We start from the raw sequence: 16,430 nt of genomic DNA, 5'->3' as shown, positions 1-16,430 counted from the left end.
GGACAATGAAAAATACAATTTTAATACTGATTTTGTTCATTTCATTGTCCTGTTTTGGACAACAGTATCCTGATTTTAAATCGCTTCGATATGATGAAAATTATAGTTTCCTAAAAAGCGATACCACAACAGATAACTGGTATAAAACAATGAAGTTTTTACCGCTTTCGGCATCTAAAGAATCTTATATCAGTTTTGGCGGAAGCATTAGATATCAATATTTCTATGCCGAAAATGAAAATTGGGGAGACGGCCCGCAAGACAGCGATGGTTATGTTTTATCACGCTATTTGTTTCATGCCGATTTTCATGCTGGAAAATTTTTCAGGGCTTTTGTGCAGACACAAAGCAGTTTGGCCGACAGTAGAATTGATCCAAGTCCGGTTGATCAAAATCCGCTTGAAGTGCATCAGGCTTTCGCCGATTTTAATTTCATAAATGAAAAAAATCACAAGCTTATTTTAAGGGCAGGAAGGCAGGAACTCACGTACGGATCACAGCGTTTGGTTGCCATGAGAGACGGGCCAAATAACCGCCAGTCTTTTGATGCGGTAAAATTGATAACTTCAAAAGACAATGTTTCGGCTGATTTTTTCTACAGTCATTTTGTTGTGGCGCACGACGGAATTTTTGATGATAATTCTACTCCAGAAAGGCAGTTTTGGGGCAGTTATTTTGTAATTAACAAAGTTCCGCTTATCAAAAATATCGATGTTTATTATTTTGGATATGAAAGAACAAAAGCCACATTTAATGACGGCGCAGGAAAAGAAGAACGACATTCTGTAGGAACCAGAATTTGGGGAAAAACCGAAAACTGGCGTTATGACGGTGAAGCTTTGTATCAGTTTGGTGATTTTGCTTCAAAAGATATCAGTGCATGGACGGCTTCGATTAATTTGGGATATCGTTTTAATGAAATAAAATTTCATCCTGAACTGAGTTTTAAAGCCGAAGCTATAAGCGGTGATAAACAAATGGGAGATAATCAATTACAGACTTTTAATCCGTTGTTTCCACGTGGCGGCTATTTTGGTTTAGCCTCTATAATTGGGCCGTCAAATCTTTTGGATTTTCATCCCGGAATAAGTTTACAACTGAGTGAAAATATTGACTGGGTGATCGATTATGATATGTTTTGGAGATACAGCAGCAATGACGGGATTTATGGGCCAAATACTTTTTTGATCTATCCGGGTGATACAACATCAAGCAAGAAAATTGGAAACCAGCTTGAAAATGAGGTGATTTGGCAGCCAAATCCGTATCTTTATTTTCGTTTTGAATCCACGTGGTTTAATGCGGGAGATTATATAAAAGCTTCGGGAACAGGGAAAGATATTTTTTTCGCCGGAATTACCATGCAGCTGAATTTTTAGGTTAAAAAAAATGTAATTAAAATAAACAGGATGATTTGTAATGCCGGATTGAAATTCGGCGTTACAAATCTAAAATAAACCGGATTGAAATCCGGCTCTGTAAATCTAAAATACCGGATTGAAATCCGGCCCTACAATATAAATCGAACCTCCGGTTCTTTTTTAAAATTGCGAAGAAATAAATTATATCGTAAAAACGGATTTTAATCCGTTAAAATTTAACCCCATCGATATGAGTTCCGAAGGAACGGATCATATTGTAGGGCTGGATTTCAATCCAGTTTACGAATATTAGTTATAAAATTAAAAATCATGAAAAGCTATGAATTACCATAAATTATTTGAACCGTACGAATTAAGCGGAAATCAATTAGAAAATCGTTTTTTAATGGCTCCCATGACGCGTTCAAGAGCTTCACAGCCAGGAGATATTCCAAATGCTTTAATGGCCGAATATTACGCACAGCGAAGTACGGCAGGTATCATAATTACAGAAGCCACTCAGGTTTCTTTGCAGGGAAAAGGCTATGCGAATACGCCAGGAATTTACAGTAAACAGCAAATAGAAGGCTGGAAATTAATAACAAATGCCGTACATCAAAACGGAAGTAAAATATTTCTTCAGTTATGGCATGTTGGGCGGGTAAGCAGTTCAAAAGTCAACGGATTACAGCCTATAGCGCCTTCGGCATTATTAGCTCAAAATACCAGTGTTTATGTATTTGATGGCGCAGTAAACGGAGATGTGACTTTTGTTCCGGTAGAAGAACCCAGAGCAATGACTAAAACCGATATCGATACTGTAATTCAAGAATTTGTACAAGGAGCTAAAAATGCAATTGAAGCCGGTTTTGACGGAGTTGAAATTCACGGTGCAAATGGTTATTTGATCGATCAGTTTTTGCGAAGCAACAGCAATAAAAGAACCGATGAATATGGCGGAACACAGGAAAACAGAATTCGGTTACTAATTGAAATTTCAAAAGAAGTTGCGAATGCCATTGGAAAAGAAAAAACAGGAATAAGATTATCTCCCTTTATCAGTTTTAAAGATATGAACGATCCCGAAATTCTGCAAACCATAATGATTGCAGCCGCAGAATTAAACAAACTTGATGTCGCTTATATTCATCTTTGTGAAGCTGACTGGGATGATCCGCCTCAAATTCCGCTTGATTTTAGAATCGAGCTCAGAGATACATTTAAAAAGACCATTATTGCAACAGGCAATAAAACTCCTGAAGAAGCGGAGAAATTACTTGAGGAAAATTTGGTCGATTTAGTGGGCTTTGGAAGAAAATTTTTAACCAATCCAGATTATCCTGCTAAAGTAAAACAAAAGTTCAGGCTAAATGAAATTTCAGATACTCATACTTTATTTGGCGGCGGCACAGCAAGAGGTTATACCGATTATCCTTTTATGGGGTAAATATTTATCACTAAATCAATAAATTATTAATTTCAAAATAAACCCGACTGGTTTTTAAAACCTGTCGGGTTTTAGGTTTTAGCAGGGCGGGACTTCGACTTCGCTCAGCCTGACACTCGGATTTATAATATTATGCGTAAACCGGATTGAAATCCGGACCTACAATATAAATCGAACCTCCGGTTCTTTTTTAAAATTGCGAACAAATAAATTATATCGTAAAAACGGATTTTAATCCGTTAAAAATTTAACCGCATCTATATGAGTTCCGAAGGAACGGATCATATTGTAGGGCTGGATTTCAATCCAGTTTAAAATAATTAAAATACCGGATTTTAATCCGGTTTATTTTTTATCAATTAAAAATTCAGACAAAAACTCAATTTTGATAGTAGTTCCGTTTTGATTTTCTATTAAAAGTTTAGCATCCAGATCATCACTTAAACCTTTTATCAAACTCATTCCAAACGAGTTTTTTCTTTTTGAAGAAATTGCAGCATCAAAACCAATTCCGTTATCAGCAATAGTAAGCAGATAATAATTTCCGATTGTTTTTTCTGCCGAAACATAAATCATTCCTACAGCATAATTTGGGAACGCATATTTTATAGAATTTGTAATAGCTTCATTTAAAATAAGCCCAAGCGGAACGGCTTGCGCCACATCTAATTCCAGCGGATCTGCTTTTATTTCAAACCGAATTCTTTGTCCTAAATTGAAAGATTCCTTTAAATATTTGGCTAATTCTTTAATGTAATTCGGCATGTTAATCGTCGAAATATTGTCTGAATTATATAATTTTTGATGAATTAGCGACATCGAATGAATTCTATGCTGGCTGTTTTTTATTGCCATTAATGCCATATCATTATCTAAATAAGCCGATTGTGAATTGAGCAGACTAATAACGGTTTGCAGATTGTTTTTTATCCGATGATGAATTTCTTTTAAAAGCCATTCTTTTTCATCAAGCAAATGCCTCAGGTTTTTATTCTTTTGGTTTATTTCTTTTTCTTTCAATTCAAGTTTAATGTTATTTCGGTGTTTCAGTCGGTATCTATTAAACAGTAAACCAATAACAATTAAAAGTAAAATAAGACTCCAAATAGATAATGTATTTAAGAGCTTTGATTTTTTCAGCTCACTTTTTTGTAATACTGATTGTTGATTTAAAAGCTTTATTTCCTGTTCTTTATTTTTGGTTTGGTATTGAATAATAAGTTCTTCAATTTGTTTATTTTTTGAAAAATTAACGATAGAATCATTTATCTTTTTATAATTCTTATAATGGTTTAAAGCTGATTGATAATTTCCTTGTACAGAATCAATTATAGACAGCGAGAGTTCAAGATTTTCAGAATTATAATTTCTTTTATATTTCTTCGATAGTGCTAAAATTTTATCTGTATACAGCTTTGATTTTTCGGTCTGATGTCTGCGGGCATAAAAAGAAGCCATTGAAGAATAAGCGTTTAAAACATCCATCAATGTTTCGGGACTAGCTAATTGACTGGCATAACGATCCATTTCCTTAAAATACTTTTCTGCCAAAGCAAAATTATTTATTCGCTCATAACAATTTGCCTTTGTATTATTTACAATCATTTTATCAAAAAGATCAATTGGCGGATAATCTACTGTTATCGAATTCAAATAATTAATGGCTTCCTGATTTTTCCCTTTGGATGACATGGCTAAAACCAGACTAACATAACTTCTGTAAAAACCGCCGCTGTTCATATTTTGATGCCCCATTTCGACACTTTTTTTGTAAATATCAAGAGCTTCTTCATAATGACCAAGTGCTAAATAAACGTTTCCAAAACGCAGGTAAAAAATGTCTGCAAAGTTATAATCCTGAATAGTTTCCATTGTTTTTATACTTTTTAGAGCATAATACAAGGCACTTTTTGTATTGTAAAGAAAGAGTTCTATATAAGAAATGGTAGCTTCGGTAAAATGGGTATGCTTAAAACCTATTTTTCTCTGATCGTATAAACTTTGATAAAATTCTTTTAAGGCAAGTTTGATATTCCCTTTTCCGTAATGAACGGTTATCAGCCTCATGTGGTTTTCTATTTTCTTTTCTGGCAGATTTAACTGCGTATAAAGTTTTATAACTTCATTTAAAATGATTTCTTTTTCAGGATCTGAATTTGGCAGGCATAATGCTTCATTTGCTAAAGCATCTGCAAGTGATTTTGAATCATTTTGCTTTCGGTATTCCTTTACTACTTTAGTGAAACAATTTTTGCTTTCTGCAAAACGAGATGCCTGTGAATAATATTTTCCAAGCAATAACAAACTCTGCTGTTGTAGTTTTTTATCGTTGTGTTTATTACTTTTTGTTAAAGCTTCATTTATATAAGTAAAAGCATTTTCAAAATCATTTGATTTTGTTCCTGTTTTAAAAAGATAATAAGAACCAAGCTGTAAAAGCATTTTAATTTGAGTGTCATTTTTTGATTTAGATAAAAGCTTTTTGTAGGCGTTGATATTTCCTTTTTCGATAAGATCATTACCTATTAAATTAGCCTTACTGTCATAACCTTCATTATAACTTAAATAAACGGGCAATTTGTAAGCTTTACAGGTTAAGACAACCGAACTGTCTTCGTCAATTTTTCCTTGATTTTTAGCATATAAAAACATCGAACCAAACTGGATCAATAATCGTTTTTTCTTTAAATCATAATCTGCAGTAGAAGATGTTGTTTGAGAAATACTATGAAACGAAATAAAAAGCAGAATAAAAGCATAAATTTGTTTCATAAGTATTTAGTAAATAACGACTTAATTGATCGTTAATGAACAAATATAGGGATATAAATCAAGTCTTTAGAGTTCTCTGGCGTGTATCTGCTATCATAATTTAACAGTAAAAATTGATTTTCATAACCTCTTGTTTAAAACTATATTTTTTCTGTTAAATAATTTTAGAATAAATTTCTGTTCTTTGCAGTAATAAAATAAGGAATACAGTCTTTGCTGCAAAAAATCGTGTACAATATTATTTTGAACATGGAGTTAAGACTAAGGATCATATTTACGTTATGGACAATAGAAAGTTTATATTAAGTTTAAAAAATGGTAATGAGGCTTCCTTCAAAGAAGCTTACCTAAATTACTACGATAAACTTATTGGTATTGCCAGACGATTTAATTTTACAGTTCTTACTCCGCAGGATTTTGTACAGGAAACTTTTTTAAGACTTTATAATAAAAGAGAATTACTTAACGAAGATGTTTTGTTTGATAAACAGCTGTTTGTGATCTGCAAAAATATTATCATCAATCACGTTAACAGAGAAAATAAAATAATTCAACTCAATACTTCGGAGTTTGAAATCGAAAATGAGGATTATGATGACGTAATTTTCGAAGAAAGAAAAGAAATTTTATATACTTTCATAAATCTGCTTCCGGAGCAGCAGCAAAAAATATTTACTTTACACAAACTGGAAAACCTTAGCTATAAGGAGATTGCGGCAATGACAGACCTTTCTGAAAAAACAATTGCCAATCATATTTACCTCGCCAGTAAATTTATTCGAAAAAAAATCGAAAACCATTAGGAACTTTTTTGTTCTCGTTTGTTATACTAATAAACAGAAACAAAAAATGCATATTGAATCTTATAAAACTGATGTTAAAACCAAGGAAGATGCAAGCTTTATTGTAGTGCTTCTTAGGTTTATCATTTCTGATTGTTCAATGGATTTTGTGGTAGATGATAGTAATCATATTCTAAAAATCGAAACGAACAGAGAGATTAAAGAAATGGTGTATGGTGTTTTTAATAAACAAGGATTTTATTGTCAAAAACTTTAACGCACTAAAGACATGGATGAAAAGAAAATAGAAGAGGAATTGAAAAAAATATGGGACGAAATCCCTGTTTCACATTCTGATAATGAAAAAGAGATGTCTTGGGAACAATTCCAGGCAAAGGCATTTTCTCCAAAAAAGAAGAAGAATAATTCTTGGCGTTATTTTGCGGCAGCGGCGGCTGTTTTGATTTTTGTTCTTATAGGAACCGGACTTTATTTTAACGGAAGCAATCCTGTAACGAATAATATTCAACTTACCGAAAATGTAATTGAAAATACAACTTCGATAATAAAAACAGCAATTCTGCCAGATAGTTCAAGAGTAGAATTAAGTCCGAATTCTAAAATTGCTTACGCAAGTAATTTTGCAGCAAACAGAAAAGTAGAAGTTTCGGGAGAAGTTTATTTTAAAGTAACGAAAGATAAAAAACATCCTTTTCAGGTATTTTGCAACGAAACGACCACTACAGTTTTAGGAACTTCTTTTACGGTAAAAGGATATACTCAAAAGGGAGTAACGGTTGAACTTTATGAAGGAAGTGTTCAAATGAATGTAAAAGATCTGGATGAAAAATGGATACTAAAACCGGGCGAAAAATTCACATACGGAAACGAAACTACATCGGTTACAGAATTCAACAGATTTATAGATTTTGATAATCAAAAGCTAACAGATGTAAGTACTTATATCGAAACAAATTACGGTTATAAAGTAATTATGCCACAGGAATATGAAAACCAGCGAATCACGGTGCGCATCAATAAAAAAGAAGATTTAAATACGATTATCCAATTAATATCAGAAATGTATAACCTAAACTATGAAGTAAATGAAAAATTAAAACAAGTTACTTTTCAATAGAAAAGAAAAGGATGCACTAGCCGCGAAACTAAAAACATCCTTCCTATAGTCAGGATAGTATAAAACTATTCCATTTAATAATATTCAAAAATACAAAATTTCATGAAGCATATAATTTCAGCGTGCTTTTTTTTATTCAGTTGGGGAGTTTTTTCTCAAAACGTCACGGTAACTGTAGATCAAACGGTAACATTAAAGGAATTCTTTAAACAAATTGAAAATCAATCTGATTTTAAATTTGCCTTTACAGATCAAATTAATACAAGCCAAAGATATTTTACGCAAAAAAGCGTGTACAATAATATCGAAATCAAACAGCTTATTAATGAATTAAATAAAAACACATCGATTCAATTTTCGATTGTAGGCAGTAATATTTTTGTAAAACAAAAAGCTGTAAAAACGGCTAAAAAAAAAAATAAACTGACAGGACAGGTTCTTGATGAAAACAGGGAACCCGTAATAGGAGCGAATGTTTTCATCATAGAACTTTCTACCGGTGTTACAACAGATATTAATGGAACGTTTTCTATAGAACTGGACAGAGGTATTTATAATCTTGTTGTAAGTTATGTGGGCTACAAAAACAAAGAAAGACAGATTGCGGTTGATAACGATGATGAAAGAGTAAAATTCAACATGGAATCTGACAGTCAGCAGCTTGAGCAGGTAATTGTAACCAATAGTAAAGCGGTTGATGTAAGGAATACTCAAATGAGTGTGAACAAACTTTCGATGGCAGAAATTAAACGTATTCCTGTTGCAATGGGAGAACCTGATCCTTTAAAATCACTTTTAACGCTGCCTGGAGTTACAAATGCGGGAGAAGCTTCTTCTGGTTTTAACGTGCGTGGAGGTGCTGCAGATCAAAATTTAATTCTGCTGGATGGTGCGCCGGTATACGGCGACTCACATATGTTTGGATTTTTCTCTATTTTTAATGCCGATGTTGTAAACGGACTGGATTTATATAAAGGAGGAATTCCGTCTAAATTTGGCGGACGCGTATCTTCTGTTCTTGATGTAACGCAGCAAACCGGAGATTTTGAAAATTACAAAGTTAACGGAGGAATTGGTTTAATCTCAAGCCGTCTTTTAGTGCAGGGACCCATAAAAAAAGATGTTGGTTCGTTTCTTATTGCAGGTCGTGCCTCTTATGCGCATTTATTTTTAAAACTGGCTGATAATAATAATTCGGCTATGTTTTATGATATTAATGCGAAGTTCAATTATAGATTGGGCGCTAATAATTCACTTGCTTTTTCTGGATATCTTGGAAATGATGTTTTTGATATAAACGACCGTTTTTCTAGTACTTACGGAAACACGATGGGAATTTTAAGCTGGAAACATAAATTTTCAGAAAACCTGAATACGAATTTAGCAGTTTTCTACAGCGATTATAAGTTTAATCTTGGCTTGCAGCAGGAAGATTTTGACTGGAATAATAATATCCGAACATACGGACTTAAATATGGTTTTAATCATATTGTAACGGATAAGTTTAAATTAAACTACGGAATCGACGGTCAGTATTATAATTTTAATCCGGGTACCGTACAGCCTACAAGTTTAGATTCGGATTTTAATTACAAACAACTGGATAAAAAATATTCGTTAGAAACGTCTGCTTATCTGGATTTTGAGAATCAAATTACGCCAAAATTAAACCTTCGTTACGGACTTCGTTATAGTTTGTTTTATCGTTTAGGTGATGAAACTATTAATACTTATGCAGATGGAAAAGCAGTCGTATTTAATCCGTTATATCATATTTACGAGGAAGGCACTCCAACAGGATCTATAACATACGGAAAAGGAGATAAAATAAGCAGTTTTGATAATCTTGAACCACGTGTGGCATTATCGTATGCTTTTAGTGATGATGCTTCTGTAAAAGCAAGTTACAACAGAATGGCGCAGTACATTCATATTTTATCGAATACACAATCGCCATTGCCTACCAGTATCTGGACACCAAGCGGACCGTTTACAAAACCACAATTACTGGATCAATATGCGGCAGGATATTTTAGAAATTTTAAAGACGGCGATTATTCTTTTGAAGGAGAGTTGTTTTATAAAAAGATACAAAACCGTATTGATTACATTGATGGTGCCGATATATTGGCTAATAATAATATCGAGCAGGTTATCTTAAATGGTAAAGCGAGATCGTATGGTATGGAATTATCATTTAGAAAAAACACCGGAAATTTTACAGGATGGGTTTCATACACTTTATCAAGAGCAGAACAAAAAACACCTGGAAGAACTCCTGATGAACCGGGAGTTGCAAATGGTGACTGGTATTTATCAGGATATGATAAACTGCATAATTTAAGTATTGTAGGAAGTTATGAATACAATCCAAAATGGTCATTTAACGCTAATTTCACTTTGCAGTCTGGTCAGCCTGTAACGTATGCAAATAGTTATTATGAATTTGGCGGAATCAATATCCCAAACTTTTCACTTCGAAATGAAAACAGACTGCCGCTTTTTCACCATTTAGATTTGGCAGCGACTTATACGCCTAAACCGGATAAAAAGAAAGGATGGCAAAGCTATTGGGTATTCAGTCTTTATAATGTTTACAACAGAAAAAATGCAGCATCTATGACGTTTGCAACAAATGAAGACACGGGAGCAAATGAAACCAGAAGACTTTCAATTTTTGGAGTAGTACCTGGAATTTCTTATAATTTTAAATTTTAATGAGTATGCAAAGGATTAATAAATATAATTTTAAAAGTAAAGCACTAGTTTTATTCAGCTTATTTTGTGTGCTGTTTTTATCATCTTGTGAAGATGTAGTCAATCTTGATTTAGAAACTGGACAGACAAGAATAGTAGTCGATGCGGAGATTTTATGGTTTAAAGGAACTGCTGGTAACGAACAAACGATAAAAATTAGTAAAACAGCTCCGTATTACAATAACACAACGCCAAAAGTTTCGGGAGCGCAGGTAAGAGTTGAAAACAGTACAGGAACTGTTTTTACTTTTAACGAAACAGAACCGGGTATTTATAAGTGTACTAATTTTGTTCCGGTTTTAAATACAGATTATACGCTTTATGTACAAGCAGAAGGTCAGAGTCTTACCGCTACCGAAAAACTGACTTCTGTAACACCTATTGAAAGAGTAGAGCAGGAGACTGTTCCTGATTTTGGCGGAGAGGATGTTATAGAACTGACTTTTTATTATAAAGATCCTGCTGATCAGGTGAACTATTACCTTTCAGATTATAAAAGTGAATTCCTGATTTATCCGGAATATGAGCTTACAGACGATGATTTCTTTAACGGAAATGAAGTAAGCACAAGGTTCAATCATGAAGATATGAAAGCAGGAAATACAGTTGATATTACAAATCGCGGTATTTCTAAAAACTTTTACAACTATATGAATTTACTTTTAGAAATATACGGCGGAAGTCCGTTTTCAATTCCTCCCGGAAATATCCGCGGAAACATTGTAAACACTACCGATGCTAATAATTATGCCTTTGGTTATTTCAGGCTTTGCGAAGCTGATAAAGTTTCCTATTTGGTAAAATAAAGATTTTAATTAGGTTGATTTGTACGCGAACATCTGGCATTAAAGCAATTTAGTGTCAGATGTTTTTTTGTGTCCTAATGTATTATAAATGATAAATAAAATTTGCTAGTTTTACTGAAAAACAAAACGTGATTGATTTAAAATATGAAGCTTTTAGAGATAAAAAAGGATAAAGAATGATAAACACCAGAATAATGATTTGCTTTCTGTTTCTTTCATTATGTGCCTGTAAAGAACCAAAGAAAGAAATAAAAGAAACAAAAGAAATAACCCCAAAAGTAGTTGAAGATAAAGTTCAATCTGTTAATAATGATCAGTTAAGTGATTTTATAGGAGAATATGAATTTAAAAATCCAGATAATCCAGAGGAAAACCTTCTTTTAGTTTTGAAAACAACAGATACTAAAAGCATTACTGATTTTGAAGGTTATGCATGGGAAGAAGAAAATGAAAAAAGAGAAGTTGTAGAGAAAACACTAACCGGATTATTTTACGGTAATACAGATTTATTTGATGCTGCCAGAGAATGCTATGATCTGGGTTTTTTTGTTGCAAATGTTCAGGTTGAACCATGGGAAAATAATTCATTAAAGGTAAAGATCGAGCTAAATGAACCAGATGTATTAGAAAATCCAGTTCTGCCGCCTATTACATCAACCAAAGAAGCTTTGGAAAAAGGCAATAAAAAATGGGAGATAAGAGAAATGAAAATCTGGACATCGTTAATTCTCGAAATAAAGAATCCTGACGAATTAGTACTCAAAGCTGATTCAGATTTATTTGATCAAACGTTTAAAAGGGTAAAATAATATCAAAATCTATGTGTCAAAACGGAAAAGAAATTAAACTTTGCACCTGCGTTCCCAATGGAATGGATACTATTATTCACCATAAGAATTCCCGAAAAAACAGGCAAAAAAGACGTGTCGATTTTACCTGGACGTTAGAAAAATGCGTGGGCTACAGTAAAACTACAATGGATGGAATGGGATATATGCCAGAGAAAGCCTTAACAGAAGATTTGACAAACGAAAGAATGCTTGTTGATCTTAACAGTAAAAATTGTTTTGATTTCGATTACGAGCCTAATGAAAAAGATAACCTTCAAATTTTACCCCTGAAGGTTCTATTAGAAGACATTTATCTTTTATTTTTCGAAACGGAGAATGGATAGCTTCTTCTCATCTGCCTTTTATGTATGAGATGGAAAAAATAAATTTTGGAAAAGTAACTTTAGAAGATAAAACTGAAAACAAAAATGATTAAAAAAACACTATTTCTGCTAATAACTGTACTAACATTAACAAGCTGCAAGCATCAAAATGAGGAGAATAAATCTTTAGATGTAAAAATTGATAATAAGGTGAATTCAGAAAATCTTTTAATAAAGGAGAAAGATACTGGCAGTATTATTGAGGTTGAGGAGACTGAAAAACTTACTGAACTTCTTTTTAAATGCAAACAAAACGACAACGGTATGTCGAGATATGACGATCCTTTAAATAAAACCTGTGTATGCAATGAAACTACATTTGACGGCGCTTATGAAATATTTTACAAAGAGTCACCAGATTACGAGCAAAAGAATTTATTGAAAAAATTACCGCAGAAAAATAAGGAATGGAAAGCTCCAGATGCAGACGTTACCTACACATGGGTTGAGCAGGATACATTAAAAATAAATCTGTTTTATCAAGGCGGTGAAGACACGTATGTTTTTTATAAAAACAGCGATAATAAAATAGAATATAAACAATATGTATCGCTGCCGTAACTTTAGATTTAGTCGCAGCGATAACCATGCAAGTCTAATCCTTCAACATATATCGTTTTAAATTTATCGTTTTTTTGCTGAATAAGAATTCTTCTTTCAGGAAATTTGGTTTTCGATTTAGCTGTAGTTTTTCCCCACAAAAAATCATCATTATATACAAAATAGGCAGGACCAATATTAGCAAACACTTTTACTTTGGTCTTGTCTTCATCACTATATCTATAAACGATGCTGTCGTCCATTTTTTGAATTTTTCTTTGAATGGGAAAATAGCCCGTTCCGTAATTTAGATTTAATGGCTTTTTAGAACATAAAATTGGTTTGCCATTTCTTGCGGTATCAAAATTCTTGATGGTCAAGCCAATGAAATTTTCTCTGCAATCATCAATTCTGCAGATTACTTCATCAACCTTCATTTCTGCAAATCCTTTAGTTCCGTAAACATAATATTTAGGTTGGATGATTTTTTTAATCTCCTTTTCTAAGTTTTTACTTTTAATAAGCTTTACAATTCCTAAAGTATCATAAAATTCAAGTTTTATATTTTTTACAGATTTAGGATCATAAAAACCAGACTCTAAAGAATCTGTTTCATTTATTCTTCTGTAGATTTCTTCGTATTTGGATATTGTATCAGATTCAAACATGGTGATAACAATAGCTGTAGTGTTATCTGCCAGATCATAAACAGGATAAATACTATCCTCTTTTATTTCTAATTCTAATTTTGAGTTGTCTTCTGCTATTTCTTTTAATGGTATATTCTTGTGTTCTTTCTTTTTTTCCTGACAAGAAAGGAACATGGAAAATGAAATTATAAAAAGTATAAAAGTTATTTTTTGCATTGGATATTTTTAAATAGATCTTGAAATGTTTTATAAAGATGATTAACAGCAGCCTATAATATCAACTGCTTTTTTCAGTTTTTTAGAATATCCAATATAAGTCATATCTTCTTCTGCAAGTGAAATCGGGAACAAAGGTCTTTTATCATTTTGGCATTCTATAAAGACATCGTAGTTCATAAACTCATCTTTTGGCTGACCAAAAATATCATCTTTTCCCATTTCATTTTTATCAGATATATCGGTAAGAGAATTTGGATCAACCATTTCTTTAGCTGTAGTTAAAATGTACTTTTCCATTTCTTCATCATTTTTAATATATATCAAATGATAACCATTTGCTATGTATCTTGTTTTAAAAGATTTTTCATATATCAATTCACCAATGCTGTTAAAAATTTGAAATACGGATGTTGTTTCATTAATATTTCCTTTTGGAACAGTAATAATAAATTTATCCTCAGTTGACAAATCTGAAAATTTTGCAGACAAAGAATCTTTAAATTCTTCTTTGATTACCGTATTACTATAATCAAAATATACTTCTGCCGGCGGGTGTGCAACGGTTAAAGTATCTTTTTTGGATAAAGTATCACTTACAATTGCAGTTTTTTTGATTGGCTTTTTTTCAACTTTATTGCAGGCATAAAACAGTAGAATGGATAAGAAACAAAACAGGGTATTTTTATACATATTTGAGTGTTTGAATTGAGTTATAATATTTAAAATAACTTATTTAACAGCTTTTCCATTCCATTTCTCACTCAAATATTTTCGAAGCGGAATATCATAAAATACCATTACCAAATACGCAAATGCAACCAGCAAAATCGTTCCTGAAATAGTAATAATAGTCAGATGTAAAGTATCTGGTTTATAAGAAGTATAATAATTACCAAACATCCACAAAGCTGCATAATGCGTCATGTACAACGGATAAGAAATCTTTCCTGAAAATACACAGATTTTTTTAAGGTTTGGTGTCAACTCTGCGCCGGCACCCAAAGCAATTAACAAAGGGAAATAAAATAACACTACCAAAGGTTCAGACAGCCAGTTCCATTCTGAAGACGGCATTAAAAAAGCCATAAGCAAAAATACAGTCAGGCTGATAAACCCGAGTTTGTTTTTAATAACCCAGTTACAGCGATAAATAAGTAAACCCGCTAAAAAAGAATATGAGATTCTGGCGCAGCCGTCCCAAAATGTTGGACCGCTCCAGCCTCCCAATAAATTATCTGAATTATAAGCCACATAACAGATTGCTGTAGCAGAAAGAATCGTTAGAATTTGAAGGTAAAATCGATTAATGCGACACAGTACAAAAGCATAAATAATATTCGCAATATATTCCCAAAAAAGAGACCAGGCCGGAGCATTAAAACTGAACAAATTAAAACCGCGATCAGCAATTACAGGCAGCGGAATAAGAAATAAAGAACAGATAAAAGTTAGAACAATTTTACCTGTACTGTACAATTCTGGATGACCGCCAAAAGGATCAAACAAAAAGGCCAATAAACCTAATACAGAACCTATAATAACAAGCGGATGAAGTCTGATAATTCTCGAAATGAAAAACTTACGAAGTCCCATTTTTGCTATGCGATCGTCATAAGCATATCCAATTACAAATCCGGAAAGACAGAAGAAAAAATCGACCGCTAAAAATCCATGTCCGATAAAATTTTGAGTAGGATCTGTAAAAACCCATTCCATAAAATGAAAAATCACAACCGCAATGGCAGCGATGCCTCTTAGTCCGTCGAGAATTTCAAAATGTTGTTTCGTTTGCAGGTTTGATGCGGTAATTGTATTCGTATTCATTTTAATGTATATCCGGTCATATTAAACTAAAGGCGTCGATAAGCACATAATTTGTCATGGCAAGATATATAAAATTAGCTTGCCAAATAGCCAGAAAAAGACAAAAAAATGATGATAATTGTTAGAAAAAACTACTTAAAATTATTCCTTAAACCGATTATCGTTTGATTGGGCACATCAAGATTTACAAAACCTCTGCGGGGTCTGTCTAAATCGAGTGTAAATAAAATAACCAACGATACTAAAAGACAAAAACCAATTTGAACTAACCAGTCAATTTTGCCTTTAAGCCCTTCAGAATATCCAGAATAAAACGCAATTATCATAGACAGAAAAAACAACATCACTAAAATGCTTTCGGGAACTTTTGCTTTTTCTCCAGACAGGCGGGAAGTAGTCACATCAATCAAGTCGTTAAGTGCAGGAATCATTTGCTGTGTTGCGGCGAGATTAGCCGGATCTTTAGAAAGTTTGGTTGCACGTTTCCATAACTTCGAAGAAATAACCTGAGATAAACTATCTGCCTTTAAAATTCCTTTTACATTGGGACCCACTTCGTAATATGAAATTCTTGTTTCTACATAATCCTTAAAATCTTTTCGAAACAATGCACGCGTTGAATCAGGATATAAATCACTTCTCAATATTGCAGTACCAATAATATTGGATTCCTCAACCACAATTTTTCTTCGGGAATCATAACGGTCACTGCTCATGCTAAAGGTAAAAGCCAGTAAGAAAAAAAGCAAGGCAATAAGTGAAGATGTTTCTGTCGTTTTTTCTTCTTCAGGATTTTTCTTCCGAATATGATTTCCGGCTACTTTTCCAATAAAACTTGAAATAAGCATTAATACAAAAAGCAATAGCGCAATTACCCACGCTTCAGTTTGATAGAGAATACCTGTATCCATACGATTAGTT

At 32.8% G+C, this 16,430-nt stretch carries 15 protein-coding genes; 10 read left to right on the top strand and 5 right to left on the bottom strand.

The features are described from left to right. The first annotated feature begins 5 nt into the window (after window positions 1–5). Both B3C18_RS06385 and B3C18_RS06380 read left to right on the top strand, forming a co-directional pair. Window positions 6–1,379, top strand: coding sequence for an alginate export family protein (locus tag B3C18_RS06385; RefSeq protein WP_291144135.1), 1,374 nt, complete (start codon window positions 6–8; stop codon window positions 1,377–1,379). A gap of 322 nt (window positions 1,380–1,701) precedes the next feature. Beyond that, on the top strand, window positions 1,702–2,808 hold the full coding sequence (locus B3C18_RS06380; protein WP_291144132.1) for an alkene reductase: 1,107 nt from the start codon (window positions 1,702–1,704) through the stop codon (window positions 2,806–2,808). Between the two features lie 345 nt (window positions 2,809–3,153). On the opposite strand, the gene B3C18_RS06375 is transcribed toward B3C18_RS06380, so the two are convergent. Then, window positions 3,154–5,580, bottom strand: a complete 2,427-nt coding sequence (locus B3C18_RS06375; protein WP_291144129.1) for a tetratricopeptide repeat-containing sensor histidine kinase — start codon at window positions 5,578–5,580, stop codon at window positions 3,154–3,156. A 281-nt stretch (window positions 5,581–5,861) separates the two neighbouring features. On the opposite strand from B3C18_RS06375, the gene B3C18_RS06370 reads away from it, so the two are divergent. From B3C18_RS06370 to B3C18_RS06335, 8 genes are all read left to right on the top strand, one after another. Then, complete coding sequence (locus B3C18_RS06370) at window positions 5,862–6,383, top strand: RNA polymerase sigma factor (RefSeq protein ID WP_291144126.1); 522 nt, start codon at window positions 5,862–5,864, stop codon at window positions 6,381–6,383. Between the two features lie 46 nt (window positions 6,384–6,429). Continuing rightward, complete coding sequence (locus B3C18_RS06365; protein ID WP_053470363.1) at window positions 6,430–6,639, top strand: hypothetical protein; 210 nt, start codon at window positions 6,430–6,432, stop codon at window positions 6,637–6,639. A gap of 12 nt (window positions 6,640–6,651) precedes the next feature. Continuing rightward, the gene (locus B3C18_RS06360; protein ID WP_291144123.1) at window positions 6,652–7,500 is read left to right on the top strand and encodes a FecR family protein; all 849 of its coding nucleotides are present in this window, start codon (window positions 6,652–6,654) and stop codon (window positions 7,498–7,500) included. Between the two features lie 102 nt (window positions 7,501–7,602). Beyond that, window positions 7,603–10,218 (top strand): TonB-dependent receptor, encoded by a 2,616-nt coding sequence (locus tag B3C18_RS06355; protein WP_291144120.1) that lies wholly within the window; start codon window positions 7,603–7,605, stop codon window positions 10,216–10,218. Window positions 10,219–10,223: 5 nt separating this feature from the next. Next, window positions 10,224–11,063 carry a DUF4249 domain-containing protein gene (locus B3C18_RS06350; RefSeq protein ID WP_291144117.1) on the top strand — a complete coding sequence of 280 codons (840 nt, stop codon included), beginning with the start codon at window positions 10,224–10,226 and terminating at the stop codon, window positions 11,061–11,063. A gap of 176 nt (window positions 11,064–11,239) precedes the next feature. Further along, on the top strand, window positions 11,240–11,872 hold the full coding sequence (locus tag B3C18_RS06345) for a hypothetical protein (RefSeq protein ID WP_291144115.1): 633 nt from the start codon (window positions 11,240–11,242) through the stop codon (window positions 11,870–11,872). A 62-nt stretch (window positions 11,873–11,934) separates the two neighbouring features. Then, window positions 11,935–12,237 carry a hypothetical protein gene (locus tag B3C18_RS06340; RefSeq protein WP_291144112.1) on the top strand — a complete coding sequence of 101 codons (303 nt, stop codon included), beginning with the start codon at window positions 11,935–11,937 and terminating at the stop codon, window positions 12,235–12,237. Between the two features lie 84 nt (window positions 12,238–12,321). After that, window positions 12,322–12,837, top strand: a complete 516-nt coding sequence (locus tag B3C18_RS06335; protein ID WP_291144109.1) for a hypothetical protein — start codon at window positions 12,322–12,324, stop codon at window positions 12,835–12,837. Window positions 12,838–12,845: 8 nt separating this feature from the next. On the opposite strand, the gene B3C18_RS06330 is transcribed toward B3C18_RS06335, so the two are convergent. The 4 genes from B3C18_RS06330 to B3C18_RS06315 all read right to left on the bottom strand — a co-directional run bounded on the left by B3C18_RS06330 (window position 12,846) and on the right by B3C18_RS06315 (window position 16,420). After that, window positions 12,846–13,682 carry a hypothetical protein gene (locus B3C18_RS06330; protein WP_291144105.1) on the bottom strand — a complete coding sequence of 279 codons (837 nt, stop codon included), beginning with the start codon at window positions 13,680–13,682 and terminating at the stop codon, window positions 12,846–12,848. Window positions 13,683–13,724: 42 nt separating this feature from the next. After that, window positions 13,725–14,375, bottom strand: coding sequence for a hypothetical protein (locus B3C18_RS06325; RefSeq protein WP_291144102.1), 651 nt, complete (start codon window positions 14,373–14,375; stop codon window positions 13,725–13,727). A 39-nt stretch (window positions 14,376–14,414) separates the two neighbouring features. Beyond that, window positions 14,415–15,509 carry an acyltransferase family protein gene (locus B3C18_RS06320; RefSeq protein WP_291144098.1) on the bottom strand — a complete coding sequence of 365 codons (1,095 nt, stop codon included), beginning with the start codon at window positions 15,507–15,509 and terminating at the stop codon, window positions 14,415–14,417. Between the two features lie 131 nt (window positions 15,510–15,640). After that, window positions 15,641–16,420 carry a hypothetical protein gene (locus B3C18_RS06315; protein WP_291144094.1) on the bottom strand — a complete coding sequence of 260 codons (780 nt, stop codon included), beginning with the start codon at window positions 16,418–16,420 and terminating at the stop codon, window positions 15,641–15,643. Window positions 16,421–16,430: the final 10 nt, after the last annotated feature.

Origin of the sequence: Flavobacterium sp. UBA7680, assembly GCF_002482975.1 — a bacterium.
Taxonomy (GTDB): Bacteria; Bacteroidota; Bacteroidia; order Flavobacteriales; family Flavobacteriaceae; genus Flavobacterium.
This window is presented reverse-complemented; position numbering and strand designations above follow the sequence as displayed.

Excerpts from the sequence above, each read along its gene's own strand:
- B3C18_RS06340 (WP_291144112.1), top strand. The coding sequence starts at position 11,935 with ATGGATACTATTATTCACCATAAGAATTCCCGAAAAAACAGGCAAAAA.
- B3C18_RS06360 (WP_291144123.1), top strand. The coding sequence starts at position 6,652 with ATGGATGAAAAGAAAATAGAAGAGGAATTGAAAAAAATATGGGACGAA.
- B3C18_RS06355 (WP_291144120.1), top strand. The coding sequence starts at position 7,603 with ATGAAGCATATAATTTCAGCGTGCTTTTTTTTATTCAGTTGGGGAGTT.
- B3C18_RS06330 (WP_291144105.1), bottom strand. The coding sequence starts at position 13,682 with ATGCAAAAAATAACTTTTATACTTTTTATAATTTCATTTTCCATGTTC.
- B3C18_RS06370 (WP_291144126.1), top strand. The coding sequence starts at position 5,862 with ATGGACAATAGAAAGTTTATATTAAGTTTAAAAAATGGTAATGAGGCT.
- B3C18_RS06375 (WP_291144129.1), bottom strand. The coding sequence starts at position 5,580 with ATGAAACAAATTTATGCTTTTATTCTGCTTTTTATTTCGTTTCATAGT.
- B3C18_RS06345 (WP_291144115.1), top strand. The coding sequence starts at position 11,240 with ATGATAAACACCAGAATAATGATTTGCTTTCTGTTTCTTTCATTATGT.
- B3C18_RS06365 (WP_053470363.1), top strand. The coding sequence starts at position 6,430 with ATGCATATTGAATCTTATAAAACTGATGTTAAAACCAAGGAAGATGCA.
- B3C18_RS06380 (WP_291144132.1), top strand. The coding sequence starts at position 1,702 with ATGAATTACCATAAATTATTTGAACCGTACGAATTAAGCGGAAATCAA.
- B3C18_RS06335 (WP_291144109.1), top strand. The coding sequence starts at position 12,322 with ATGATTAAAAAAACACTATTTCTGCTAATAACTGTACTAACATTAACA.
- B3C18_RS06315 (WP_291144094.1), bottom strand. The coding sequence starts at position 16,420 with ATGGATACAGGTATTCTCTATCAAACTGAAGCGTGGGTAATTGCGCTA.
- B3C18_RS06385 (WP_291144135.1), top strand. The coding sequence starts at position 6 with ATGAAAAATACAATTTTAATACTGATTTTGTTCATTTCATTGTCCTGT.
- B3C18_RS06325 (WP_291144102.1), bottom strand. The coding sequence starts at position 14,375 with ATGTATAAAAATACCCTGTTTTGTTTCTTATCCATTCTACTGTTTTAT.
- B3C18_RS06320 (WP_291144098.1), bottom strand. The coding sequence starts at position 15,509 with ATGAATACGAATACAATTACCGCATCAAACCTGCAAACGAAACAACAT.
- B3C18_RS06350 (WP_291144117.1), top strand. The coding sequence starts at position 10,224 with ATGCAAAGGATTAATAAATATAATTTTAAAAGTAAAGCACTAGTTTTA.